This is a genomic window from Bifidobacterium sp. N5G01, from assembly GCF_002742425.1.
In the GTDB taxonomy this organism is placed as follows: domain Bacteria; phylum Actinomycetota; class Actinomycetes; order Actinomycetales; family Bifidobacteriaceae; genus Bifidobacterium; species Bifidobacterium hominis.
Genome location: NZ_NJNP01000004.1, coordinates 100,286 through 125,671, shown reverse-complemented (window position 1 = coordinate 125,671; position 25,386 = coordinate 100,286). Strand labels below are relative to the sequence as shown.

Below are 25,386 nucleotides of genomic sequence, written 5' to 3'. Positions count from 1 at the left end.
CTGGCCCTTCCTTACTCAAGAACTCTTTGGTTATTTAGCCATTTTAACCCGGATTTTATGTAATCAGGAACGCAATAATCAGAGTATTTGTAAATTAAATCAAGTGCAAAATCTGTTTTACTCTTACCTTTAAATTCAAGCTCATCCTCGCTTATTTTATCACTTAAATTATAATGCTTTCGATTGACATTGCGTATGGCTTCTTCCAAAGAATGTCCACACAATCCATTTTCAGTAGTTTGGAACTCGATATGGCATTTCCCTCTGGTTTTGTCATCTGCTGTTATAGCTTTAATCTCCGAAAGGTTGATTTTTGAAGTATTATTCTCAGAAATCCCCCTATTTCTACGAACCCACCATTTTATTGTTTCGTTAGACGTAGTTTCCCCTTGACTAACAACAACGGATTTTTTTACCGCCTTCCCATTTTTTCCTTTACTGTTTGCTACAGAGTCCAAATCCGTAAGGATTAGGCACGGTACTCCTAAAAAATCAATAAATGGAATAAATTTATGTGCATAAGCTCCACCGATTTCAATTAAGGCATAATACTGCGCAGATAAAGGATATTTACAATGACTAAACTCTCCAGATTTTTCGCATTTCTCAATCATGTCAGGCAATAGCAACCGTTCGGATGCTCCCTCAACAAAAATGGCTTTATCGGCAAAGAACAAATCGCATTTGGTCAGGGTTAAATACTTCCGAATAAAATCTACATTATTAGGATGGTCTTGAGCAAAGGTGTTCAAGTTTTTGTAAATTACACCGGTATTAGACTTTTGCGTATACCGAACTTTTGAAAACTCCATAGTATTAGCTATATGAGCGGAATGCGAGGTTAGGAAAGTTTGAATTTTCACATCAGAGAGCTTGCCAAGAAACTTTTCCAAATACGCAGCGAAAGCCGTCTGCATTTGTGGATGCATGTGAGATTCAGGCTCCTCAATAAAGAGAAGTGGCACACATGCAACACCACGTTTCTCAATATCCTTGGCAAATGCAGCAAGGAGGAACTCCATTTTGATCAGATTTTTGTAGCCAAGACCATTATGAGAACTCGGCAAACTTTCGTTTGCTGTGCCGGATATATAAGACAGCTTAGTCTGATTCTTGATCTGGTCGTTGATGCTGAGCTGCGTTGTAACTCCGAGCTTTAATTCCTCTATGTTGGGATAACCAAAACCAATAGAATTGTTTACAACAGAACTTAGGATTTCATCACTCTGTTTTTGAACGTCTTTATTGGCTTTTTCCACTATCGAGCGTAATCGTTTTATTTCTGTGGCAACATCTGGATCCAGTTCCGCTTCGCTTGTATCAAAGAAGCCGGAGATTAATAATCCGAGAGAACTATTATGTGCGTCATCTTCGCCAAGAACTCGTTCAGCAGGAATTGCATGGAATGGGAACAGATCATATAATTCCTTTTGGCTTTTTACCTGTTTGTCTTCTGGATTATTCGGATTGATGGCATATACGGTTAATCCAAACAATTTGCCGAAATTATCAGCAAGCACTTTATGGGCTTCTTCGCTCGGCGAATAGGCACCACCCTTATAATAGCTGCTTTCCAAGAGCGACCACAGGGTTTTTTCGTCAGTTTTTAGGCGATACTCTGCACGAATTAGAGCAGTTGTTGTGTCCACATCAACATCGATGATAAATGGCGACAATGCTCCCAAATTATCATCTAGATCATCCAACGAATAGTCCACCAGGAAGTCTATGGAGATAATTTCAATATGCCTACAAAGGTCTTCATAAGTGAGCTTTTTCTCCATGAACAGAGCGATTTTTGTGTAGAAATCTTTTCTTCTTAATAGTGGATAGTCATCGAAAGATACAGCTTCTCCATTCAATACCTTTCCAATGCACGAAAAACAGGATGTTTTGGCTGTGTTGTTTCTGCCTACAATTAAGGTTGTTCTAGAATCGACTTCCAATTCAGCATCAATAAGCAATCTGTAGTTTTTAATTTTTATCTTTGATAATTGCATATATATCTCCCTTTTTTATCTGTAGTAATATGAAGTGGCCTAATTTTTTCCCGTCTTTATAGTGAGGCAGCCTGCGCCGCTTGGTTTGCATAATACTCGGTTTCCACCGCCTGCGGTGTCCTGTAGCCCAGTGACTGGTGGAACCACTTCGAGTTCTACCACGAGACCCACCGGAACGTCGTCAGCTTCAGATCCGAAAGATCCGAGAACGGCACGCATCGCCAAATTAGTATGGTCTTGTACGCGCCATTGACGGACTCGGCCATGACGTTGTCGTACGAATAGTATTTCGGCAAATCGAGATGGACGCTTGGGAGCGGTGACGTTTTGTTGGACTCGTCATTGATTCCATCATCACCAATCATGCCACAAGACCGAGCCTGCGTCGACGGTCTATGATGCTCATGCCGAACTCCGTCTTGATCCGCCTGTCCCGATATCAGACCATGTACTCGTCCAGTATGCCGATGAGCCCGTCCAACGAGACGCCCGCGAAACCGCGCTTGTGGAAGAACTCCTGCCTGGGACGGCCGAAGAACCCCTCCACGGCGGCGCTGTCCGGAGAACAGACTTTCGCGCTCATGGAATGTGACAAATCGTGTTCCTTGCGGATGCGGATCCATTCCGGCCACCGGTAGTGGCAGCCACGGTCACTGTGGATGTCGGGATTCTCCCCGTCCTTGGGTAGTGCCCGAATTTCTGTGCACTTTGTGATTTGAGTTTCCTGGAAGAGGACATGGCCCGTGCCGGGTACGATTTTCAGTCGCTGACACTGGAAAACCGCGATCGGAAAGAGGCAGAGGCCATGTCCAAGGAAATCATACAGTTCGACGACGCTATGTTTGAGACAAAGCTCGACGCCATGGTGCGTGACAAGGTCGAGCATCGCGTCCAATAGTTCGGTGACCTTTTCGGTGATCAGCCGGTCGAGCCTGGTCCCGGGCAGGTTCTGGTCGATCTGTATGATGTTCGAGGGTCTTGGTTCCGTCTCCTGGCTTCCAATCGCGGTTTTTTGTTTTGGCGAATGAAAGACGTACACAGGATGCGGGCCATGCCCTCTTACGTCAGGGTGGGAATCCGAAAGTGCGCAAGATTTCGGACGTTATCCCGCCGCCAACTGCCTCGGGGAGGGCGTCGGGGAGACGACCGTCTACCTGCTGGCCGAATTCCCGGACGGGCACCGCAGGAGGATCCGCACGAACAATATGATCGAACGGCCCAACAGGGAGATCCGACGCCGCACCCGCGTCGTGGGCGGCTTCCCCGACGGCAACGGCGCCCTCGTGCTCATCTGCGCGAGGATCAGGTACGTCACCTCGAACGAATGGAGCACCCGACGCTACCTCGACATGTCCCGGCTCGATGACTACCTGCAGGTAGCGAGCTGATCACCGAGCCACAGCCGGGCGAGATCACATTTTGCGCATACTTTCGGGCACTACCCGTTGATTGCTGATCAATGCGAAGGCCACCAAATCCTTGTAGATGTCTTACCCCCCTCCATACTCTATGATGCAGTCTATGGGGGATGCAACACTGAACTGTAGTTAGGCGGCGGTTCAGAAAGCTGTCTCCTAAGTCTTTGGTAGGCATGTCAATCTGTGCTTTATGAGGTATGAATTGGGGACTATGTATATGCTGGATTATCCTTTCTGGAAGCGGGTCTGTGCTGGTAATGCTTGGCGGTGTGAAGAGCGTAGATTTTCTTTACTCGTGAGGTCTATCTGAGTATGAAGATTGCATTCATTGGGCATAAACGCATCCCCTCCAGAGAGGGCGGCATTGAGATCGTGGTCGATGAGCTGGCTACGCGAATGGTCGATCGTGGACATCAGGTCATTGCATATAACCGTAGCGGGCACAACATCGCCGGATCCGAATTCGACGGCATGGCCAATGGACATGGTAAACGATTCTCCTATCACGGGGTGAATGTTGTTTCCGTTCCCACCATTGAAGGCAGGGGGCTTGCCGCACTATCCTCTTCCTTTTTCGCCACGTTGCGTGCCATCGTGACGAGGCCGGACGTCATTCACTATCATGCCGAAGGTCCCTGCGTCATGCTGCGTCTGGCGCATTGGGCGGGCATTCGCACGGTAGCGACCATTCATGGTCTTGACTGGCAGCGTGCCAAATGGGGCAAGTTCGCCTCCGCATATCTCAAATTCGGAGAACGTACCGCAGCGAAATGCGCCGACGAGGTGATTGTGCTGAGCCGCAACGTGCAGGATTACTTCCATGAAACATATGGACGCGAGACACGGTTCGTTCCCAACGGCATCGAGCGTGGCGAGCGGGTGCCGGCACAGGAGATCACGGAACGGTTCGGCTTGGCGAAAGACGGTTACATACTGTTTTTGGGACGTATCGTGCCGGAGAAGGGCGTGCATTATCTGATCGACGCGTTCAAACGGCTGGATACGGACAAAAAGCTGGTGATTGCGGGCGGTTCGTCTGATTCCAACGAGTATTTTGAGCGGATCAAACAGCAGGCGGCCGGGGAGCCGCGGATCGTGTTCACCGGTTTTGTCGAGGGGCACACGTTGCAGGAGCTGTACAGCAACTCATATATATATGTGCTGCCCAGCGATTTGGAGGGTATGCCGATGAGTCTGCTGGAGGCGATGAGTTACGGCAACTGCTGCCTGACTTCCGATATTCCCGAGTGCACGGAGGTGGTGGAGGACAAGGCCGCCACGTTCGAGCACGGTTCCGTGGATTCGTTGCGGGATTCGTTGCAGGGGCTGTTGGAGGATCCGCAGGCCGTGCAGCGATACAAGGCTGATGCGACCGGTTTCATTACCAGCAAATACGACTGGGACGCGGTGACGGAACGGACGCTGGCCATATATGCAACCGACGAAGAGAACCTATAAAGAAAGGAATCATGATGACTGCAGTCAGTCTTGAGGGGAAAACAATTCTAGTTACGGGAGCTGCTGGTTTTATCGGATCGAATTTAGCGGAGCGTTTGCTAGGAACGATTCCCGCAGTGCAGGTCATTGGACTGGATAACGTTAATGATTATTATGATGTTCATCTAAAATATGCCCGTTTGTCCGAGTTGGAACAGTACGAGCGGTTTGAGTTCATTAAAGCGGATTTATCCGACAAGAAGGCCATTGATGCTTTATTTAGTCGGTATCAGCCGGAAATCGTCGTAAATCTTGCCGCTCAGGCTGGTGTCCGTTATTCCATTACTCATCCCGATGCTTATATTCAGTCCAATCTTGTGGGTTTTTTCAATATCCTTGAGGCATGTCGTCATCATCCTGTTGAGCATTTGGTATATGCGTCGAGTTCGTCGGTTTACGGTGGCAATACGAAAGTACCATTTTCCACGAGCGATAAAGTGGATAATCCGGTTAGTCTGTATGCGGCTACGAAGAAATCCAACGAATTGATGGCACATGCATACAGTAAGCTGTATGACATTCCTTCCACGGGACTGCGTTTCTTTACGGTCTATGGGCCGGCCGGCCGGCCAGACATGGCATATTTTGGTTTCACCAATAAATTGATTAAAGGTGAGACGATAAAGATTTTCAACTATGGTAATTGCAAGCGTGATTTTACGTACATTGACGATATCGTCGAAGGCATCGTTCGTGTGATGCAGAAGGCTCCGGATCGTTCCACAGGGAATGATGGGCTTCCCGTACCGCCATATGCCGTGTACAACATTGGTAATGGTCATCCTGAGAATCTATTGGATTTCGTGACTATATTGCAAGAGGAACTGGTCCGGGCCGGTGTACTACCGGAAGATTATGACTTTGAGGCACATAAGGAACTGGTTCCGATGCAGCCGGGTGATGTTCCGGTCACCTATGCTGATACGAGTGCTTTGGCGCATGATTTCGGCTATCGTCCGGGTACATCCCTGCGTGAAGGGCTACGTCGGTTCGCCGAGTGGTATGCGGGTTTCTATCACACTTCCGATAAGAAATAACTTTTATCAAAAAATTAGAAAAGGACAAGAAAATGCGTGACTTTGGTTCGTTGAAGATTGCGATTGCGGGTACCGGCTATGTGGGGTTGAGTTTGGCCGTATTGCTGGCGCAGCATCATCATGTCACGGCGGTGGACATTATCCCGGAGAAAGTGGATTTGATCAATAACCGCAAATCACCGATTCAGGATGATTACATCGAAAAGTATCTGGCCGAGAAGAATCTGAATTTGATTGCGACGCTGGATGGCGAAAGTGCTTACAAGGATGCGGATTTCGTGGTGATTGCGGCTCCGACGAATTACGACTCGAAGAGGAATTTCTTCGATACGTCGGCGGTCGAATCAGTGATTGACTTGGTGATGAAGTCAAACCCGGATGCGGTGATGGTCATTAAGTCCACGATTCCGGTCGGCTATACGAAGTCGATTCGTGAAAGGACCGGTAGCGGGAATATCATCTTCAGTCCCGAGTTCCTGCGTGAGAGCAAAGCCCTGTACGACAACCTGTATCCCAGCCGCATTGTGGTCGGCACCGATTTGAATGACCCAAAGCTTGTGGAAGCCGCGCACACGTTCGCTGCGCTGCTGCAGGAGGGAGCAATCAAGGAAAATATCGATACCCTGTTCATGGGATTCACCGAGGCCGAGGCGGTGAAGCTGTTCGCGAACACGTATCTGGCGTTGCGAGTGGCGTATTTCAACGAGTTGGATACGTATGCTGAGGCGAAAGGCCTTGATACTCGTCAGATCATTGACGGTGTGTGCTTGGACTCGCGCATCGGCACGCATTACAATAATCCAAGTTTTGGGTATGGTGGTTATTGCCTGCCGAAGGATTCGAAGCAGTTGCTGGCGAATTACCGAGATGTGCCTGAAAATCTTATTCAGGCGATTGTGGAGTCGAATCACACTCGTAAGGACTTCATCGCCGATCGCGTGCTTGCGAAGGCCGGATATTATGAGGCGAACAGCGAATATGACAAGGATGCCGAGCACCCGGTGACGGTTGGCGTGTACCGGCTGACGATGAAATCGAACAGCGACAACTTCCGCCAGAGCAGCATTCAGGGCGTGATGAAGCGGGTGAAGGCCAAGGGTGCGACCGTGGTCATTTATGAACCAACGCTGGAGAATGGTTCCACGTTCTTCGGCAGCTTGGTCGTCAATGATTTGGAAGAGTTCAAGAAACGGTCGGATGTGATTATCGCAAACCGATATGATAGCTGTCTCGACGATGTGCAGAACAAGGTCTACACGCGTGATCTGTTCAAGCGTGACTGAGGTTATTCATCATGAGTAATAGGATTTGTTTTGTAATGCCCACTATGAGCGGCGGTGGTGCGGAACGAGTTGTGTCCGTACTTGCGAATGAGTTTATCAAAGCGGGATACGACGTTACGTTGATGCTGACCAACAGCACTCAAATCGTGTATGACTTGGATAAGCGTATTCATATTGATACGGGATGCGTGACTCGGAAGTTGGGCTTTATCGGGCAAGTTCGAGCTATAAGAGAGAAAATGAAGGCCGTTCCGGAAATGGCTTTTATTTCTATGATGGACAACCAGAATCTTTTCACACTTCTTGCGGGAATCGGACGAAAAAACAAGGTTATCATATCGCAGCGTAATGATCCTCATCGGGCTTTTGGGAATAGAAGGTTCATATCTAAGATTCATCCTTGGTTATATACGTGTGCTGATAAGGTAGTTTTCCAGACTTATGATGCCCGCGATTTCTATCCTAAATACGCTAGGCGCAAATATCATGTTATATTGAATCCATTAAATGAGAAACTTCCTATTCGCGAAGTGTCCAATCGCAGTAAGCGTGTAGTGACGGTTTGTCGTTTGCATGCACAAAAGAATCTTGCTCTGGCAATCGATGCGTTCAAGGAACTGAATTCTCGTTTTCCTGAATATGTATTTGAAATATATGGGGAGGGCGAGAAAGAAAATGAATTACGGCGTCATGTTCATGATATTGGGCTTGACGGGAAGGTTTTATTTAAAGGTTTCCGCAAAGATATCTATGATTGCATCTACGATGCCACGATGTTTGTCCTTTCCTCGGATTTTGAAGGATTGTCGAATTCGATGATTGAAGCTTTGGCGCTAGGGATTCCCACTATTGCCACGGATTGTCCCATTGGCGGCTCTCGTATGGTCATCGAAAACGGTGTCAACGGATATCTTGTACCTATACGGAACAAGGAACGGCTTGCAGATGCGATGATTGACATTGCTTCGCATCCAGATGTGCAACGGCGGTTCAGTGAACAGAGTTCATTGTTAAGACAAAAACTTTCGGCGCCAAGCATAGCGAGGCAATGGCTGTCGGTTATTCAATCTGCATAGATTCCGATTAAAGGTGAAGGAGAAATGATGCGAGTTTTGGTTACTGGTGCTAATGGATATCTTGGACGTGGAATCATTGATGAGCTTCTTGCGCTCGGTAACGAGGTCATTGCGACCGATTTGTCCTGTGATCGTGTGAATAGCAAGGCCAAGCGTGTAGAAGGGAATTTGTTTGAAGTGAAGGACCCCTACCATTGCTTCAATGAGCCGGACGTATTGTTGCATTTGGCATGGAGAGATGGTTTTGTGCATATGTCTTCGGCACACCTTGAGGATTTGCCCAAACATGTTGCCTTCCTGACTCAAATGTGCGAATCGGGTATTCAGCAAATCGCCTGTATGGGGAGCATGCATGAAATCGGATTTCATGAAGGAAGCATTCATGATGATACTCCTTGCTGGCCGATGAACATGTATGGTATTGCAAAAAACGCATTGCGTGATGCCTTGCAGATAATAGCCAAACAGAATAATGTAATGTTTCAGTGGTTGCGTGGATATTACATTGTTAGCAATACGCAGTATGGTAATTCAATATTTTCTAAGATTGTGGCAGCAGCACAGGATGGAAAGAAAGAGTTTCCTTTCACAATGGGGAAGAATCAATATGATTTCTTGGACTATCCGCAATTTTGCCAACAGGTAGCACTGGCGATCAGTCAGCACGATGTTCTTGGAATCATCAATATTTGTTCGGGTGGACCGGAAAAACTATCGGATCGAGTTGAGCGGTTCATTCGCGAAAATGATCTTGATATTAAATTAAAGTATGGTGCATTCCCTGATCGCCCTTACGATTCCAAGGCAGTTTGGGGGGATAATACCAAAATAAGCTCTATCGTCAAAAAATTAAAGGATGATAAGGCATGAAAGATTCACTATAATAGAGTAAGAATCGACAAACAACCTACTACTGGAAATCGGAAATGAGTTACAGAAAAAAAACGCAAATAATACAGTATGGGCTGTTATATGTAATGCTTCTTATTCCGGGGAGCTGTGCCGTTTCACGTTATTTGAACACCACGATACTGTATGGCGTAGTGTGCGGTGCATACTTTTTATTGTTATTGTTTTCAAAAAAATATAGAGATGCTTATATTCCATGGTTTTGCGTGCTTCTCTTATTGGCGACGATAACTATTCGCGCAAAGACAAACGGTGTCGGTCCGCTCAGTTTTCTTGAGAACATTTCGATGCTTATTATTACATATATTGCTATAGCATTTGATAAGCAATGGTTCCTTACGAGATTTGTCAAAATAGTTTCGGTATTTGCTGTTATCAGTATTGTTTTTTGGGCAGTTTTCTGTATATTTCCAAGCCTTGTGGATCTTTGGCCAGCGACAACGTTTTGGACGCAGAATTTAGGTACTGGGCAGTGGGCCACTGTCTTGCATGGAAAAGGATTGTGGTTCTATTCATATTTGGAAATACATGCGACACGAAATTGTGGTTTCTATACAGAACCTGGCGTGTACCAAATTGTTCTTAATGCTGCGCTGTTCATTCTTCTGTTTTGGAAAGACAAACTAAGACTGAAAAATGAAAAACAATATCGAACATTAGTGTCGATTATTTTTATCACTCTGATAACGTGTCAGTCCACTACAGGGTACATTGCTATGATAGTGATTCTTGCCTGCTTCTTCTGCATGCATTCACGCGAGAGCAATGCGCTTGGATTTAAGGCGAATCTGCTTTTACTATTGGTTGTTGCGGGTGCGGCAGTACTTATTGATTACGTAATTCGGGGAACTGACAGCATACTGTATATTCAAGTAATCAATAAGATATTTGGAGGAACTGCGTCAGGAATTAATATTTCCGACGGCACGGGTCAATACCGCATGGAGACTGTTCAAGCCAGTTTTCAGGCGCTGAGTGAAGATTTATTTGGTATTGGATTTGATAGATTTAATACCATACGGGATAATATTGATCCAGCAGCTGTTGCAGCAAGTATAGCAACATATGCAGCGGTATACGGAATCGTTTTTTGGCTATTGATGATGGTCACTATCTTTCTCCCTGTTTTCATGCGAATGAAAAAGCCACTTTTAATATTGATTTTCATTTTCATGTTTGTCAATTCGACGGTCAGTGAGACGTACCTGTTTTACCCGGGATTGATGTTATTCCCTATTTACCTAACCACGCGAAATACAGTCGTTTCGTTTCCTCAGCAAATTATGACAGGCAAGTTGAAAATTTTTTCGGTATCCCGAAATATGGAAGGCGTAACACAATGAAGACTTTGATTCTTGTTCCTGGTATGGATTTTTATTTCTTTAACCATCTACGTTCTGACGACATGGAAATTCACGCAGTTTTCCCTGTTATGCATGGAATAAAATCAGTATTGTGCAAGCTGTTTCGAAAAATAGGGTGTAATGGTTCGTCGTGGTTTTATGGCGACTGGTGGAAATCATTGGATCAATTTGACAAGATTATCGTTTTTGATAACGCACTGTCATTGGATGATATGTTAATGCATAATATTGCAAAAAAATCTCCGCGTTCACATCGGTTTATATATTCATGGAATGTTGTACGAAATGAAAAAGCTTTGTTGAATGATTTGGCTGCTGCGGCGAGATATGGCTTTGAGTATTACTCATACGATCAAAACGATTGCAATAAATATCAGCTTAAATTCAATACCATTATGTATGATCCTTCATATTTGATTGATCGATCTAACCATATCCAGTGTGACACGATATTTCTTGGATTCGTTAAAGATCGAAAAACGAAGTTACTGTCTTTATACTCGTTATTAAGCAGAAATGGATTGCAGCCACGTTTTGTCGTTATTGATAACGATTTGTCGAATGCTGATGTTCCATTTGAGGTCCGTCGCAGTTATGTTCCTTACCGGGAATACACGCAGTGGGTATCCAGGAGTAGAGCGATTATTGACATTACGCAGAGTGGTCAAAATGGTTTTTCCATGAGAATTATGGAAGCAATTTTCGGCGATAAAAAATTGATTAGTACTAATTCTGCACTACGATATGCTGATTTTTATGATCCCAATAATATTTTTATTATTGATCTTGATCATGTGGATGAAGGAAAGTTACGAGAGTTTATGGATTCAGATTTTCATCCGTACGATAAAGCCGTTAAGTCATATTATTCCATTGCCGCTTGGGTAAATCGTTTTGATATTGATGAATGAAGAGCGTGTATCATGGGCAAACATTCTGCTAAGCAGCGAAGAATACCGAATGTTTCTCAGGGAGCAAAGTCAGCAGTAGCATATACTTTTGCTTCGCTGTTCTCTAAGGGATTGGCCTTTATTACTGTACCGATTTTTACGCGTATCATGTCGACTGATGAAATTGGTACAGTAAATTTGTATAACTCATGGCAATCCACGCTGACCGTTATTGCAACCTTATCGCTGACGTATGGCGGGTATATGGTTGCTCTTAAAGAATTTGAGCATGAGCGTGATCAGTATGAATCTTCTGTTCTCGCATTAACGACAATATCGTCCTGTATCGTCGCAGCGCTGTATTTCATCGCGCCGAATTTTTGGAGCAAAATACTGGGATTGGACCGAAGCCTACTGGTCTTGATGGTCATCGGTTTTCTGGTATCCCCGGCAACGGAATTCTGGCTTGCGCGCCAACGGTATGAATACCGTTATAAAGCGGCTACTGCTGTAACCATTTTGTCCGCGATTGTTGCTTCTGTACTGTCAGTTATTGTTGTTATCTTTTTGCGGAACAATCATAGCGAAGCTGTTGCGGAGGGACGTTTAATTGCCAATTATGGTGTACTGTATGCAGTTGCTTTGGTGCTATGGATATATATAATGGTACGCGGGCATAAAGTATTTAATTTCAAGTATTGGAGCTTTTCGCTGGCGTTAAGCTTGCCACTTATAGCCAATCAATTTGCTACGCAGATTCTGAACAATTCGGGTCGTGTGATGATTGGCTGGTTCGTTAATGATTCTGCTGTAGGTATATATGGTACGCTGAGTTCGATAAGTACGGTTTCTACTATAGTTTGGAGTGCCATTAATTCTTCTTTTATTCCTTTTTTATATCGAAACATTGATAATAATGAGGGCAAGAAAAAAATCAAAAATCTGTCGCAGCTTTTGCTTGCTGTATATGCCATGGTGTGTGTTCTGATAACTTTTCTGGCACCTGAAGTCGTGAAGATAATGGCTACTGATGAATATTACTCGGCAATATACATCATGCCTGCGATTTCTGCTGCTATATTTCAAAATGCGATTTCGAACATGTACGCCAATGTACTTCTTTACCATAAAAAGTCGTCGTATATCCTAATCTCTTCAGTTACAGCTGCAATTGTGAATATCGTGCTTAACGCATTGTTGATTCCATTATTCGGGTATCAAGCCGCCGCATATTCGATGTTGATTGCATTTATGCTGCTTTCCTATTTGCAAATGTTCATTTCCCGAAAATTACATTTTAAGATTACGGATTCTTGTGAAACTGTATATAATGATTCGGCAATCATTGTCATTCAATGGGCGACAATTATTTTGTCTTTCACCTCGATGGTTTTGTACCATTTCACGATACTTCGTTATGCAGCTGTGATTGGCTTGTTGCTAGGCGGTTGTATTTTGTTGAAAAAATATGACAAGTTAGGTAAGGACAGGAGAGTAGGGGATTGTCTAGACTGATTTCGAAGTTGATGATTCGATTGCGTAACAATAATCAGAATCTGCATTACTTTCGTGGTCGAGGAATGCGGATTGGTGATCACTGTGAAATTCTTAATGGTTGGGATTTTGGAAGTGAACCTTATCTTATTGAAATCGGGGATTATGTTAGAATAACCAGTGGCGTGAAGTTCGTTACGCATGATGGCGGCGTATGGGTACTGCGGAATCTGCCCGAAGTCTTTCCAGAGCTAGCAGATATTGATTTATTTGGACGTATTAAAATCGGTAACAATGTTCATATTGGTTTTAATGCTGTCATCATGCCTGGCGTGACAATTGGCGACAATTGCATTATCGGCTGTGGTTGTGTATTAACGCATGATGTTCCCGCCGGTTCGATTGTGGTTGGCGTTCCCGGACGCGTGATCAAAACAATCGATGTATATGCTGAGCAGCATATACATGATTTTATGAATACTAAGTTCATGTCTCCTAGGGAGAAGAGGAAAACCGTTGAAAAAGCTTTATTCCGGTAGATACGTGGATGTAACGAGTAGTTGGGGATGATGCAATGAGGATTTTGCTGGTTAACAAGTTTTTTTATCGCAAAGGCGGTGCTGAGACATACTTTTTTGCATTGGCAGAAGGACTGAAAGCCCTTGGCCATGAGGTGTCTTTTTTCTCCATGCATCATCCAGATAATCTGCCATGCGAGCAATCGGAGTACTTTGTTTCGCAGAGAGAGTATGTGGGAAAAACTTCCGCTCTGGAAAAAGTGAAGGCGGCTTCGTCTTTAGTGTATTCCTTTGAAGCAAAACGTAAATTCGAGATGCTGCTGGAAGATTTCAAACCGGATGTCATCCATATGAACAACGTCCATCGGCAAATTACCCTGTCGATTCTTGATGCTCCGTATCTAAAAGCGCATCGCGTACCGGTGGTGTATACCGCTCATGACTATATTTTGATTTGTCCGGCCTATACCATGGTCAATGGCCTTGGCACGGTATGTGACGCATGTTTGGACGGTCATTTCAAACATGTGATTGAAAAAACATGTGTAAAGGATTCCAAATCCAAAAGTGCCTTGGCTTTTTTGGAAGCGTCATTCTATCGATACCATCACAGCTACAGTAAAATCAACAAGATTATCGCTCCTTCCGGGTTTATGAAACGTAAATTGGAACAGGGTGGCTACGATGATGGCCGTGTAGTGATGCTACAGAATTTTCTGACCGCAAGTCAGATGGATATGGCTCGGCTTGTAACCAATAATCACAAGTTTGAGGACGCCACCTTCGAAGATGTGAACAGGAAACCGTATTTCCTGTTCTTCGGTCGTCTTTCCCGTGAAAAAGGCATCCTGACGCTGGTCAGGGCGTTCCTCTCTGTTAAGGATCGGCTTGGTGATGCCTGGCAGCTCAGGATTGTTGGAGAAGGTCCTGAGCGCATGTCCATCGAGCAATTGGTCGCTGAGCATCATGCCGAAAACCGTGTGCATCTGCTAGGTTACAAAACCGGTGAGGATCTGCAACGACAGGTCGGTAATGCTCGTTTCTCCGTTCTTTGCTCTGAATGGCGTGAAAACATGCCATATTCCGGGTTGGAGTCCTTGGCTGCCCAGACTCCGATAATCGGTGCCCGCATCGGTGGCATCCCCGAGTTGGTGGTTGACGGTGAGACTGGATTCCAATATGAGGCAGGTAACCAGCAGGAACTTGCCGAGATGCTGGTTCGGGCAGCAGCGGTTGACCGGCAGCGGTATGAAACCATGCAGGGAGCCTGTTCGAACTATGTTGATGGACGTTGCAAACAGGATGATTATGTGCAACGACTCGTTGAACTCTATGAGTCATTGATCGATGTTCCGCAGATGGATCCCGTTTCTACGATTTCATCAAAGTAGAACGATTAGATTCAACGTATACAAAAAGTATTATCGGCCACAGCGATACAAGCCGTCATATAATGAGGACGGAGCAAAACCAATTCATATCATATAACAAAACAATTGATTAACAGGATGGTATAATGCTAGACAATTTACGTGAATCTATTCATCAGTATAAGCTAAAGCAAAAACTACTGGCGAATAATGCGAAATTAAAAATAGGAAAAAACTCCGATCTTCGACATCCGGAATATGTGCATTGCTCCGGAGTGGTCACGCTTGGTGATAATTGCAAATTATACTGTTGGGATTCCTATCAAAGTAATGTATTCGATTACAAGCCTCAAATTTTAATGGGGGGGGGGTGTTCGTGCAACTAAAAATCTCACCATACAATGCGCTCGCAGTATTACTTTAAAAAACGACGTATTACTTGCTTCGAATGTTTTCATTACGGATTATAACCATGGTATGTCTCCGGTTGCGAATTCATATTTAGATAATCCATTGGATATCAGTGACGGCGTGATTATTGGTTCTGGTGCATGGATCGGTAACAATGTTATTATTTTAGGTGGAGTCTCGATTGGAGAAAAGGCCGTGATTGGTGCTGGGGCTGTAGTAACTAAATCTATTCCTGCTTATTCTATTGCTGTCGGGAATCCTGCGCGTGTTATCAAACAATATGATCATAAGCGTGGCGAGTGGGTATCATGCGTATGATCATTAGATTGTAACTATATTTTCTGATTGGGAATGGTTGCAGGCTTTGTGAGCAAGGATCAACAACCATTCCCAATCAAGTGAATCTGTTAATTTTCAAATCATGAGTGTCTTATGAACATGCCAGATTTCTCCATCTCGGACAATGACTGTTCGTAGCGACTGTTGTCGGTGTCTTGGCCCAGCACCCAACGGCAGAAGTCTGTGAGACCATCCTTTAAGGAGACGGAGGGCGTAAACTGCAACAATTTACGCGCTTTTGTAATATCAGCGACGTTGTGGGCTATGTCGCCAACACGGAAGTCACCGGTAATATGCAATTTACTGGAGCTATTGTAGATTTCTTTAAGCATTTTCGCGATTTCGATTACACTTGTTCCGGTTCCGCTTCCCAAATTGATGATTTCACCATTGGTTCTCGACTCTTCGATCGACCGTATCACGGCTGTGGCGACATCTGTGACGTGGACGAAGTCACGACTTTCCTTACCATCCTCAAAGATATTGATATCCTTATTGTCCAGTAGTAGCGTGGAGAAAATTGAAAGAATGCCGGTATAAGGATTTTTCAGTGATTGCCCAGCACCATAGACGTTTTGAAATCGAAAAATCGTGTAATCAATGTCCATGGCGTGGCACATGGTCTGGATCATCGACTCCTGTGCCAATTTGGTAAAAGCATACAGGGAGTTCGGTCTGGTAAGACTGTCTTCTGTGGTAGGGAGAAGTTTCAACGGCTCGTTGCAAAGCTCACAGTATATGGTGAAATCGCCGTGCGCCATATTTTCAGCTCGCCGGCTACGTGGATAAATGATGCCACAATTCGGGCATTCATATTTGCCTTCGCCATATACGGAACGGGATGAGGAAAGAATGATTTTTTGGACGGTATGTTTTTTCCTTTTTAAGGATATCGCCTGAAAAATATTTGAAAGCCCCATGATGTTGACTTCATTGTACTGATTGATCATATACATCGACTGACCTGTGCCGGTTTCGGCGGCCAAATGTATGATGCAATCAACTCCGTCAATTGCGTTATCGACGACATCGAAATTTCGTACGTCGCCGCAAATGAATTCGCATTTTCCCTTTATGGACGAATAAAGATAGGAGGTGTCCGGTTCTTTGCCATGAATTTGCTCGGTCAGGCAATCCAGAACTTTTATCTTGTATTTTCCTATGGTATCAAGCTGACGAACAATCTCACTGCCGATAAAACCAGCACCACCTGTCACGAGAACGGTCTTCACTGTACTCCTCCCTCCCCTCAGGGGATGCGTCATGCACTTATAATAGGGACCAATTGTGACAGCTATATTGGTTGGAATTCTTTGAAATGGTGAGGATTACTCACAGATTCCCCCTCCGAGGAATGAAGTTTCGGATATGAGTAGGCGTTTCAGGGGTGCCTCCTTGTAGAATACGGGGTATGGCTGAAGTTTTTTCTCCTAGGAATATCATTGTGACCGGTGGCTGTGGTTTCATCGGTTCGAATTTCGTGCGTTATGTGTATGACCATCATCCGGATGTGCACGTCACCGTGCTGGATGCCCTGACATACGCCGGGAATCTGGAGAACATCCGCGGTATCCTCGGTGATCGTGTGGAGTTCGTGCATGGCAATATCTGCGATGCTGAGTTGTTGGATAGGATCGTGCCGGGCCATGACGCGATCGTGCATTACGCCGCCGAGTCGCACAACGACAACTCCATCGCCGACCCGGAGCCGTTCCTCAAGACGAACGTGGAGGGCACGTATCGCCTGCTGGAGGCGGCCCGCAAGTACGATGTACGCTACCACCATGTGAGCACGGACGAGGTGTATGGCGATCTGGCGTTGGACGACCCGAACAGGTTCACCGAGGAGACGCCGTACCGTCCGTCGAGCCCGTATTCTTCGACGAAGGCCTCGTCCGACCTGCTGGTGCGTGCCTGGCATCGCACGTTCGGCGTGCGCATGACGATTTCGAACTGCTCCAACAACTACGGCCCGTACCAGCATGTGGAGAAGTTCATTCCACGTCAGATCACGAACATCCTGGAGGGCATCCGTCCCAAGCTGTACGGCGACGGGTTGAACGTGCGCGACTGGATCCACACGGAGGACCACAGCAGTGCGGTGTGGACGATCCTGACGAAGGGCCGTCTGGGTGAGACGTACCTGATCGGCGCGGACGGGGAACGCAACAACATCACCGTGCTGCGCGACATCCTGACCGTGATGGGCAAGGATCCGGACGATTTCGACCGTGTGAGGGACCGTCCCGGCCACGACCGCCGTTACGCGATCGACTCCACCAAGCTGCGGACCGAACTCGGCTGGAAGCCGACGCATACGGATTTCCAATCCGGTCTGGAGAAGACGATCAAGTGGTACACGGACAACCGCGACTGGTGGGAGTCCGTGAAGGCCGCCACTGAAGCCAAATACAAGCGACAGGGACAGTGAAGGGGCGTCGTCGATGGATTTCGAGAAGGATTTGAAGGTTACTCGGACTAATATTCCGGGTTTGCTGGTGTTCGATCTGCCGGTGCATGGCGACAGTCGCGGTTGGTTCAAGGAGAACTGGCAGCGGGCGAAGATGACCGCGCTGGGACTGCCGGATTTCGGTCCGGTGCAGAACAACATTAGCTTCAACGAGAAGCGCGGCGTCACACGTGGCATCCATGCGGAGCCGTGGGACAAGTACATCAGCATCGCGACCGGTGAGATCTTCGGCGCGTGGGTGGATCTGCGTCCGGGCGGGAGCTTCGGTCAGGTGTATACGACCCGGTTGGACCCGTCGAAGGCGATTTATGTGCCGCGTGGTGTGGGCAATTCGTTTCAGGCGTTGGAGGACGGCACCGCGTACACGTATCTGGTGAACGCGCATTGGAGTTTGGAGCAGAAGAAAACCTACACGTTCGTGAACCTCGCGGACCCTGAGCTTAACATCCAGTGGCCGATTCCGTTGGAGGAATCCGAGCGTTCGGAGGCGGACCTGCATCATCCGATGCTCAAAGATGCGAAGCCGATGGCGCCTCGTCGCACGTTGGTGACCGGCTGCGACAGCCCGCTAGGTCATGCCATTCGCGCCTATGCCGAGGCACATCATCTGGAGGGGTTCGAATATGTGGATATCGACACATTCGATTTCTCCGATCCGGCCGCATACGAGCAGTACGATTGGAGCCTGTACGGCACGATTATCAATGCGGGCGCCTATACGGCCGTGGACAGGGCCGAGACCCCGGAGGGGCGCGTGCTGGCGTGGAAGGCGAACGCGCAGGGACCCGCCCTGCTGGCGCGCGTGTGCGCGGAGCACAACATCACCCTGGTGCACGTGTCGAGCGATTACGTGTTCGACGGGACCGCCGAATTGCATGACGAGGAGGAGACGCTCGCGCCGTTGGGCGTGTACGGCCAGTCGAAGGCCGCCGGGGACATCGCGGTCGCGAATTGCCCGCGTCATTATATCCTGCGTTCGAGCTGGGTGATCGGCGAGGGACGTAACTTCGTCAAGACCATGATGGGCTTGTCCGACAGGGTCGCGAAGGGCGAATTGCCGGAGGTGACGGTGGTGGACGACCAGCACGGCCGCCTCACGTTCACCAAGGACATGGCCGATGCCATCTTCCACCTGCTCGATGGCGGCGCGGCGTACGGCACGTACAATCTGACCGGTTCCGGGGCTGTGAAGAGTTGGGCGGACATCGCGCGCACGGTATTCGATCTGACGAACGGCAACGGCGGGAAGATCAAGCCGATCTCGACCGCGGAGTATTTCGCGAACGCGAAGGCGCCGGTGAGCCCGCGTCCGACGTATTCCGCGCTGGATCTGGCCAAGATCGAGGCCACGGGCCTGGACGTGCCGGACTGGGAGGGGTCTCTGAAGGCATACGTCACCAAGGAACTCAAGAAGTAACAGATTTGTCTCGGGCGGTTTCCTCAGCGAAACCGCCCGAGACTTGTGTAATTAGGTTTTTATAAACCGCAGAGAAGGGAATCTTTCATAATGAAGGGCATTATTCTTGCTGGCGGTTCGGGCACGAGACTGTACCCGCTGACCACGGTCACGTCGAAGCAGCTGCTGCCGGTGTACGACAAACCGATGATCTACTATCCGCTCAGCGTGCTGATGATGGCTGGGATCCGCGACATCCTGATTATCAGCACGCCGAAGGACCTGCCGAACTTCGAACGGCTCCTAGGCGACGGATCGCATTATGGCGTGCGCTTCTCGTACAAGGTTCAGCCGTCCCCGGACGGGCTCGCGCAGGCGTTCCTCCTGGGCGAGGAGTTTATTGCAGGCGAGCCTTGCGCACTGGTGCTGGGCGACAACATCTTCTACGGCAACGGCCTGGGCGCGACCTTGCGCAAGGCCGTGGCGAAGGCCGAGTCCGGTGAAGGTGCGAGCGTGTTCGGCTATTACGTGGACGATCCGGAGCGTTATGGCGTGGTCGAGTTCGACGAGGACAAGAAGGCCGTGTCCATCGAGGAGAAGCCGGCGCATCCGAAGTCGCATTACGCGGTGACCGGCCTGTACTTCTACGACGAGCACGTGGTCGAGTACGCCAAGCGGGTCAGACCCTCGGCGCGAGGTGAGCTGGAGATTACAGACCTGAACCGCATGTACCTGGACGCGGGCATGCTGAACGTGCGTACGCTGGGCCGAGGCTATGCGTGGCTGGACACGGGCACGATGGACTCTCTGTTCGAGGCGGGGGAGTTCGTGCGCACCGTGCAGCGTGCGCAGGGTCTGCCGATCGCGATCGTGGAGGAGATCGCCTACGAGAACGGCTGGATTACGCGCGACCAGCTCATGGAGTCCGCGGAACGCTATGGCAAGAGTCCGTACGGGCGGCATCTCAAGGGCATTGCTGACGGCGAGATCATGTTGGTGCCGAATCAGAAGAACTAACAAGAGTCGATTCTCAGTGGGTGGTCCGGCTACGTTCGTTCTTTAATGTTCCTGTAATGGCCTGTATACGGGTAATCCGCGCTACCGTCTAGGTGCCGGTCGCGCGGATTACCAGCTAATGAATGGTTATCTATCGCTTTCAGCGGGCTTGAGTACTGGATGAGTCGATTATCGGCGTATGCGAGTGATCGTGAATCCGGTTGGACACCTTGTCCCACAGCAGGTCGAACCAGCGCCCGCGACGCCGGTCGATGGTGACGGCGAACAGTGCCTGGCGGGTGAAGTCAAGCAGAGTGCATACGGCGTAGATCGCCAGCAGGATGCCCAGGATCTGCAGAATCGCCAGCGGCTGCTGGTAGAGGTCCTGCAGATTGAATAGCCGTGCCCAGAGCAGTTTCTCGGATGCGGCGTAGTCGGTGATGAGGTATACGGCGAACGCGGATTGCGCGATCCGGTTGATGACGCGGCTATGGAAGGTGACGCGGTCGAACAATAGGAACACGCCGAAGCCCACCATGATGACGGGCAGTTTCCAACTGCCGGTGATGAAGATTCCCATGTCGTGCCCCAGCAGGGACAGCGTTGCGGACGCGGCGGTATAGAGAAGGAAGAAACCAAGCCCGATGCCGGTCATCAGCCAGACCTGCTTGGTGGTGAACGGCATCATATGCCACTTGTAGGCGGAAATGAGGATGAACACGTAGATGAAGCCGAAAACATTGTCTGTCAGCGACTGCGCTCCTGGAATGAAGCTGGTCAATCCCCATATGACCAGCACGGTCGCGGCCAGCTTGAGGTGGTATTCGCGGCCGAGCGCCTTCAATCCCTTGGCTAGGAAGGGAAGCAGCGCCAGGAATATGGCGTAGGCGGTGGCGTACCACCACACGCCCATGCTCAATGGCATGACGCTTTTCACCATGAGTTTCATACTGAGATCGGCCCGGTCGAATACGAGGTAGAACGTTACGAGGATAAGGCTCCAGAACAGCAGCTTGCGTTCCATGATCCACACTCGTCTGAGGTTGGATTTGATGGTCTGTTCCTTGTCGAGGAAGAACCATGTGGAGATGGAGAAGAAGATGACCACGCCCACCTTGCCACCGCCGGCCATGACGAGCTGGAAGAAGATCCGCTCCGGCCCCAAGGGGAGTTTCAGCACGTCATAGCCATTATGGACGATGAAGTGATGGGCGAGGATCATGAACATCGCGATGATGCGCAACGTTTCAATGTTGGAATTCCTGCCCCCCCCCATTTGAATTTCTGGAGTGTGCCGGTGCGCTGTGCTTAGCGCTTACGCGGTTGTCTTTCTCCGCGTCCTGTTTTTCTCTCATAATCCTCTGTATCGGGCATAACCCAGAAAACTGATGCAAGACGGATTGTCATCGTTTGTTGTAGCCATATCATGCCATAGCTGTGCGCGAGTTTCTGCATACTAGAAATCCGTGTGACCATTCATCTGATCGCACGGATTTTTTAATGCCTGAATCGTAATGCGGTGCTGTTCCCGTATCTTACGAAGGCGTCACTATAGGGATTCTGCAGGGGATAGGACTTTCTCGACGATGAGATTGTCTAAAAGTCCTTCTGCATACTGTATGGGCTGTTGTGTGTCCTTGTGATAGCGCACGATGACTCTGCCGTAGAATTTGCGGTATTCGGTCAGTTCCTCTCCCTCGTAGCCGACATAGTGGGGGTCGTCGTCTTCGCTCTTTTCCTTTGGGCATTCCAATGGGTCCCCGATACGCTTGAGACATGTGAGCCCCCAGAGGTCGTTGTTTTCTGGAAGACGTACCAGGCCGATCACGTTATTCCCCTTGTGCAGGTGTTCCGCATCTTTCCCGTTGTCGTTCCTTTTTCGGGACAGAAGCCAATCGGTGTTGAGCTCATCGGGTTTTCTCCTGAACACGTCGATGGGTTCGGTGCCATTGTAGTTGGTCATGAAACGGATTTTCATCCTGCTGATCTCCTCGTCAGTGAGGTGGAGCAGGTCATTTAATTTAATATCTTCACTCATATCTACATGATAGCTCGTGAGGGCGGAACCTTGCATTTGTTTTAATGCCGCTTATTGCATACAAAGTCATACTAGTTGTTGGTCTTTTTTCGTCATGCGCGGAATATACGGTGAGGGGCCGCCGACATGACAAGGAAAATCAAGATTAGGGAGATGATTTCTCCTGAGCGTTGAAGTTCATCGGGATGTGAAAATGAGACTGGATGCCGGAGCATACGCGAGGCTGCTTCTGACGGAGACGAATAGGGAAGTGTGCACGAGCAGCTTCAGAGGTATTGACATAAGGAAGCGGTTTTCTTGGTCTTTTACGCCAAACCTGGAATTCGAAAAGGTGGTAACTCGGACGTGTCATTTTCTTTGCCCTAAAATTTATAGATTTTTGAATAGTTCGTCGATTTGAGAATTTATGACTGAGTTCGTGTAACTGTAAGCGGGGAAATAAGCATTCATAGCATCCGCATCTTCATATCGTGCTAGTTCCTCCGCTACTGATTCTTCGTAATAAGAAGCGTCAACTGTGTCTAAAAGCGAATATAGTTCATCTGGCAAACTAGATACTTGATTATCAATTTCCTGCTGCACTGCATCCGCTATTTTATTCGTGATTCGCCAAACATCATCATCGTCTGAATATAGGGAATCATATTGGCCGACATCGCTGTTGCTGTAATAGTCACTGATTTCGGCAGACTCTTGAATGAACGCAATTTCTGCATTAAGATTTTCGATAATTGCATCATTCAGCGCATTTATATGATGTTGATCCAGCAGAGTGAGTGCCCTGGGGTAGAGCATTGAACATAGTTGGCTCTTGACTTCAAGCCCCTCACTGGCATAGAGGATATTCTTTATGTTCTCCTTTTCGCCGTGCCATTGATTAAGGATAGCGTAGTCATCATTAAGATTCTGCAGCACCTTCAAGCTACTAGGGAGAAAAGAAGGCGTTTTCTGTGAATACCCCGTCGAACTTTTGAAGCGGACGCCGTTGTCAGAGAATCCTATGTTTCCTCGTAGAACGGCATCCATGAAGTCTTTGGCGATCTTGGAAAAGCGATGTGTTTCCATCTTGCTTATTATGCACTTGCGTTTTTCCTTCGCTAAAACAAGCAAAGCAGCGTTGACATAAGCGGCGGATCCGCTGCTATCCGCATATCCTGGAGCATCTTTTCCGGAGATGAAACTGTCTAATAGCTGGATTATCTTTTCATCTCTGTATGCTCTATCATCGGTGTATGCAGAGAATCGTTCAATCTGATCCATGAACGCCGCATGAGCAATAATCTTGTCGCACTCTTCTGGGGTCTGTTGCAAGTAACTGCGAAGAAAATCGTTCACAGAAGGGTTGATTGCTCTGACCGTTCGAGTGTTACTCTTATAGGTTATGGCAATCATGGACTCATTCAGTCTTTGCAGAATATCCTTGATGCTGACGCTCTCATAAGATGTGCCTGACGGGTTAAGACGTGTATTGGCTGCTTGACGAAGCGCATTCTCGGATACGCTATGGCTCGTCAGAGAGTAAAGTGTGTATAGAAGAATTCTGTCTGGTTCACTGAGCCGTTGCTTAAATTCGTCATCCCATATTGCATCTGCATGATTGATGGTGTACAGAATATGAGGCACATATTTGTCCGCCTCGGTCTCGTGCACGTACTTTTCTTGAGTGCATCTATCGATAATGCGAGGCGTGTAATTCGGGTGTCTCACTATGTCGAGATATGCGCGCTTGTTCTTAATCGCATCAATATAGTTCTTGTCTATATCTCGGCATTTCAAATGTCTGATGAAAATCTCGGCCTTTTCCAACGGAGTAATTTGGCTCATGTCCACCATAACGAATGGCTCTTTTCCGTTGCTGCTGCCGTCTGCGAAATTACAACGTTGCCGGGCTTCTTGCAGAATCGTCATTCTGGTATTAATTAGCATTCTCTTATTCGGTGAGTTGTTCACACGGCGAATGATTTGTTTGAGCAGATTCTCTTTCGAGCTATTCATATCATGATAGTGCTGTCCGAACACATCATCAATGAAAATGAATTCCTTCTGCTCGGGTAGAGGAGAAAGGACGTCCTTAATATGATGAAGGTCTTCGCCATCAGAATAGCAAAGTGAATAATGGCCATAGAGCATGAATTGTGTCGCCAGCATTTTCGAGGAAATCGTCTTTCCTGTGCCAGGAGCGCCTGAGATTAGGACAATTTGATTATTCTCGAGCAATGCCATGGCTTGTCGGTATTGCTCGGTCGGAACGAATAAATCCGAAAGATCTTCTGATGAAGCGAGCAAATCCTGATTGTCTATGATGGTGCTGCTGTTTATCAGGGCATGAAGCGAATTCGGATTTAGGAGATGTGGATACTTATTCGAGATATTCTGATTCTCGCTTTTTGAAATGTAGGCATCACAGTCGCCTCTGGTATAGATGTTCTTTTCCGAGGCCATCCAATCATGGAAAAGCTCATAAATTGAAGTTATGTTTTTAGGGGAGAGATCCTTGTTGATGAAAAGGTAATACTCCTTTGGGTTGAGCTTCTGGACTTTCTCCTTTTCTTTTCCCAAGACGCGGATTAGCTTGGAATATGGCGTATCTATATAGTTTTTGCATTGGGCAACTACGGTGCGGCCATCGGTGCGGTCTGCTATATCAATGCCCTGATCGGCGCCTTTCCCGAATATTCTCAGTTCCTGATCAGTTTCTTGTGAAAGAATATCCCGAGCTAATTCCTCGAATTCGTCATCTCGCAATGCGAAAAAGTTATAGTACATTCTTGAGGATGCCTTCCTTCGGATAAAAGATGTGCCTTTATTCTACTTGTTGATTTGTCCAGTGACAGATTCGTTATGCACATATAGTTGTTGAGTGGGAAGTGAACTGAGTGC

At 47.5% G+C, this 25,386-nt stretch carries 19 protein-coding genes and 4 pseudogenes; 15 read left to right on the top strand and 8 right to left on the bottom strand.

Going from position 1 to position 25,386, the window contains the following annotated elements; all coding sequences use genetic code 11:
* Positions 1 to 11 precede the first annotated feature (11 nt).
* The 4 genes and pseudogenes from CE168_RS07115 to CE168_RS07100 form a co-directional block, all read right to left on the bottom strand.
* Positions 12 to 2,000: an ATP-dependent nuclease gene (locus CE168_RS07115; RefSeq protein ID WP_099571745.1), complete on the bottom strand. Its 1,989-nt coding sequence runs from the start codon at positions 1,998 to 2,000 to the stop codon at positions 12 to 14.
* Between the two features lie 39 nt (positions 2,001 to 2,039).
* A pseudogene (locus CE168_RS09180) lies at positions 2,040 to 2,281 on the bottom strand (IS3-like element ISBlo10 family transposase); the annotation flags it as partial.
* A gap of 232 nt (positions 2,282 to 2,513) precedes the next feature.
* A pseudogene (locus CE168_RS09365) lies at positions 2,514 to 2,682 on the bottom strand (IS3 family transposase); the annotation flags it as partial.
* Between the two features lie 195 nt (positions 2,683 to 2,877).
* Positions 2,878 to 3,003, bottom strand: a pseudogene (locus CE168_RS07100) (IS256 family transposase); the annotation flags it as partial.
* Between the two features lie 106 nt (positions 3,004 to 3,109).
* On the opposite strand from CE168_RS07100, the pseudogene CE168_RS07095 reads away from it, so the two are divergent.
* From CE168_RS07095 to CE168_RS07040, 12 genes and pseudogenes are all read left to right on the top strand, one after another.
* Positions 3,110 to 3,388: pseudogene (locus CE168_RS07095) on the top strand (transposase); the annotation flags it as partial.
* 342 nt (positions 3,389 to 3,730) lie between these two features.
* Positions 3,731 to 4,876, top strand: a complete 1,146-nt coding sequence (locus tag CE168_RS07090; protein ID WP_099571743.1) for a glycosyltransferase family 4 protein — start codon at positions 3,731 to 3,733, stop codon at positions 4,874 to 4,876.
* A gap of 11 nt (positions 4,877 to 4,887) precedes the next feature.
* Positions 4,888 to 5,952, top strand: a complete 1,065-nt coding sequence (locus tag CE168_RS07085; protein ID WP_270201875.1) for an NAD-dependent epimerase/dehydratase family protein — start codon at positions 4,888 to 4,890, stop codon at positions 5,950 to 5,952.
* A 50-nt stretch (positions 5,953 to 6,002) separates the two neighbouring features.
* The gene (locus CE168_RS07080) at positions 6,003 to 7,235 is read left to right on the top strand and encodes a nucleotide sugar dehydrogenase (RefSeq protein ID WP_065446906.1); all 1,233 of its coding nucleotides are present in this window, start codon (positions 6,003 to 6,005) and stop codon (positions 7,233 to 7,235) included.
* Positions 7,236 to 7,279: 44 nt separating this feature from the next.
* Complete coding sequence (locus CE168_RS07075) at positions 7,280 to 8,311, top strand: glycosyltransferase (protein WP_180753744.1); 1,032 nt, start codon at positions 7,280 to 7,282, stop codon at positions 8,309 to 8,311.
* A 27-nt stretch (positions 8,312 to 8,338) separates the two neighbouring features.
* Positions 8,339 to 9,181, top strand: a complete 843-nt coding sequence (locus CE168_RS07070) for an NAD-dependent epimerase/dehydratase family protein (RefSeq protein WP_099571741.1) — start codon at positions 8,339 to 8,341, stop codon at positions 9,179 to 9,181.
* A 56-nt stretch (positions 9,182 to 9,237) separates the two neighbouring features.
* Entirely contained in the window at positions 9,238 to 10,563 is a 1,326-nt protein-coding gene (locus tag CE168_RS07065) for an O-antigen ligase family protein (RefSeq protein WP_099571740.1), read from the top strand.
* Complete coding sequence (locus CE168_RS07060; protein WP_099571739.1) at positions 10,560 to 11,495, top strand: hypothetical protein; 936 nt, start codon at positions 10,560 to 10,562, stop codon at positions 11,493 to 11,495. The genes CE168_RS07065 and CE168_RS07060 overlap by 4 nt, the downstream gene beginning before the upstream one ends.
* 12 nt (positions 11,496 to 11,507) lie before the next feature.
* On the top strand, positions 11,508 to 12,989 hold the full coding sequence (locus tag CE168_RS07055) for a flippase (RefSeq protein WP_099571738.1): 1,482 nt from the start codon (positions 11,508 to 11,510) through the stop codon (positions 12,987 to 12,989).
* Positions 12,977 to 13,507 (top strand): acyltransferase, encoded by a 531-nt coding sequence (locus tag CE168_RS07050; protein WP_236824356.1) that lies wholly within the window; start codon positions 12,977 to 12,979, stop codon positions 13,505 to 13,507. The genes CE168_RS07055 and CE168_RS07050 overlap by 13 nt, the downstream gene beginning before the upstream one ends.
* Before the next feature lie 35 nt (positions 13,508 to 13,542).
* Positions 13,543 to 14,877: a glycosyltransferase gene (locus CE168_RS07045; RefSeq protein ID WP_099571737.1), complete on the top strand. Its 1,335-nt coding sequence runs from the start codon at positions 13,543 to 13,545 to the stop codon at positions 14,875 to 14,877.
* A 456-nt stretch (positions 14,878 to 15,333) separates the two neighbouring features.
* Positions 15,334 to 15,585 carry a DapH/DapD/GlmU-related protein gene (locus tag CE168_RS07040; protein WP_081290046.1) on the top strand — a complete coding sequence of 84 codons (252 nt, stop codon included), beginning with the start codon at positions 15,334 to 15,336 and terminating at the stop codon, positions 15,583 to 15,585.
* Between the two features lie 101 nt (positions 15,586 to 15,686).
* Here CE168_RS07040 and CE168_RS07035 read toward each other — a convergent pair whose 3' ends face one another.
* Positions 15,687 to 16,838, bottom strand: coding sequence for an NAD-dependent epimerase/dehydratase family protein (locus CE168_RS07035; protein WP_201797057.1), 1,152 nt, complete (start codon positions 16,836 to 16,838; stop codon positions 15,687 to 15,689).
* A 179-nt stretch (positions 16,839 to 17,017) separates the two neighbouring features.
* Between CE168_RS07035 and rfbB the strand changes: the two genes are divergently transcribed.
* The 3 genes from rfbB to rfbA all read left to right on the top strand — a co-directional run bounded on the left by rfbB (position 17,018) and on the right by rfbA (position 20,489).
* Positions 17,018 to 18,037 carry a dTDP-glucose 4,6-dehydratase gene (gene rfbB, locus CE168_RS07030; RefSeq protein WP_099571735.1) on the top strand — a complete coding sequence of 340 codons (1,020 nt, stop codon included), beginning with the start codon at positions 17,018 to 17,020 and terminating at the stop codon, positions 18,035 to 18,037.
* 13 nt (positions 18,038 to 18,050) lie between these two features.
* Complete coding sequence (locus tag CE168_RS07025; RefSeq protein ID WP_099571734.1) at positions 18,051 to 19,493, top strand: sugar nucleotide-binding protein; 1,443 nt, start codon at positions 18,051 to 18,053, stop codon at positions 19,491 to 19,493.
* 90 nt (positions 19,494 to 19,583) lie between these two features.
* Positions 19,584 to 20,489 (top strand): glucose-1-phosphate thymidylyltransferase RfbA, encoded by a 906-nt coding sequence (rfbA, locus tag CE168_RS07020; RefSeq protein ID WP_099571733.1) that lies wholly within the window; start codon positions 19,584 to 19,586, stop codon positions 20,487 to 20,489.
* A 139-nt stretch (positions 20,490 to 20,628) separates the two neighbouring features.
* Here the strand turns inward: rfbA and CE168_RS07015 are convergent, their stop codons facing one another.
* From CE168_RS07015 to CE168_RS07005, 3 genes are all read right to left on the bottom strand, one after another.
* Positions 20,629 to 21,744: an acyltransferase family protein gene (locus tag CE168_RS07015; RefSeq protein WP_099571732.1), complete on the bottom strand. Its 1,116-nt coding sequence runs from the start codon at positions 21,742 to 21,744 to the stop codon at positions 20,629 to 20,631.
* Positions 21,745 to 22,017: 273 nt separating this feature from the next.
* Entirely contained in the window at positions 22,018 to 22,506 is a 489-nt protein-coding gene (locus CE168_RS07010) for a hypothetical protein (protein ID WP_143433414.1), read from the bottom strand.
* 369 nt (positions 22,507 to 22,875) lie between these two features.
* Positions 22,876 to 25,272, bottom strand: coding sequence for a hypothetical protein (locus CE168_RS07005; protein ID WP_099571730.1), 2,397 nt, complete (start codon positions 25,270 to 25,272; stop codon positions 22,876 to 22,878).
* Positions 25,273 to 25,386: the final 114 nt, after the last annotated feature.

Coding starts and splice junctions, on each gene's coding strand:
- CE168_RS07085 (WP_270201875.1), top strand. CDS start 4,888: ATGATGACTGCAGTCAGTCTTGAGGGGAAAACAATTCTAGTTACGGGA.
- CE168_RS07070 (WP_099571741.1), top strand. CDS start 8,339: ATGCGAGTTTTGGTTACTGGTGCTAATGGATATCTTGGACGTGGAATC.
- CE168_RS07005 (WP_099571730.1), bottom strand. CDS start 25,272: ATGTACTATAACTTTTTCGCATTGCGAGATGACGAATTCGAGGAATTA.
- CE168_RS07090 (WP_099571743.1), top strand. CDS start 3,731: ATGAAGATTGCATTCATTGGGCATAAACGCATCCCCTCCAGAGAGGGC.
- CE168_RS07065 (WP_099571740.1), top strand. CDS start 9,238: ATGAGTTACAGAAAAAAAACGCAAATAATACAGTATGGGCTGTTATAT.
- CE168_RS07040 (WP_081290046.1), top strand. CDS start 15,334: ATGTCTCCGGTTGCGAATTCATATTTAGATAATCCATTGGATATCAGT.
- CE168_RS07075 (WP_180753744.1), top strand. CDS start 7,280: ATGAGCGGCGGTGGTGCGGAACGAGTTGTGTCCGTACTTGCGAATGAG.
- CE168_RS07025 (WP_099571734.1), top strand. CDS start 18,051: ATGGATTTCGAGAAGGATTTGAAGGTTACTCGGACTAATATTCCGGGT.
- CE168_RS07015 (WP_099571732.1), bottom strand. CDS start 21,744: ATGGGGGGGGGCAGGAATTCCAACATTGAAACGTTGCGCATCATCGCG.
- CE168_RS07060 (WP_099571739.1), top strand. CDS start 10,560: ATGAAGACTTTGATTCTTGTTCCTGGTATGGATTTTTATTTCTTTAAC.
- CE168_RS07055 (WP_099571738.1), top strand. CDS start 11,508: ATGGGCAAACATTCTGCTAAGCAGCGAAGAATACCGAATGTTTCTCAG.
- rfbA (WP_099571733.1), top strand. CDS start 19,584: ATGAAGGGCATTATTCTTGCTGGCGGTTCGGGCACGAGACTGTACCCG.
- rfbB (WP_099571735.1), top strand. CDS start 17,018: ATGGCTGAAGTTTTTTCTCCTAGGAATATCATTGTGACCGGTGGCTGT.
- CE168_RS07045 (WP_099571737.1), top strand. CDS start 13,543: ATGAGGATTTTGCTGGTTAACAAGTTTTTTTATCGCAAAGGCGGTGCT.
- CE168_RS07010 (WP_143433414.1), bottom strand. CDS start 22,506: ATGAGTGAAGATATTAAATTAAATGACCTGCTCCACCTCACTGACGAG.
- CE168_RS07115 (WP_099571745.1), bottom strand. CDS start 2,000: ATGCAATTATCAAAGATAAAAATTAAAAACTACAGATTGCTTATTGAT.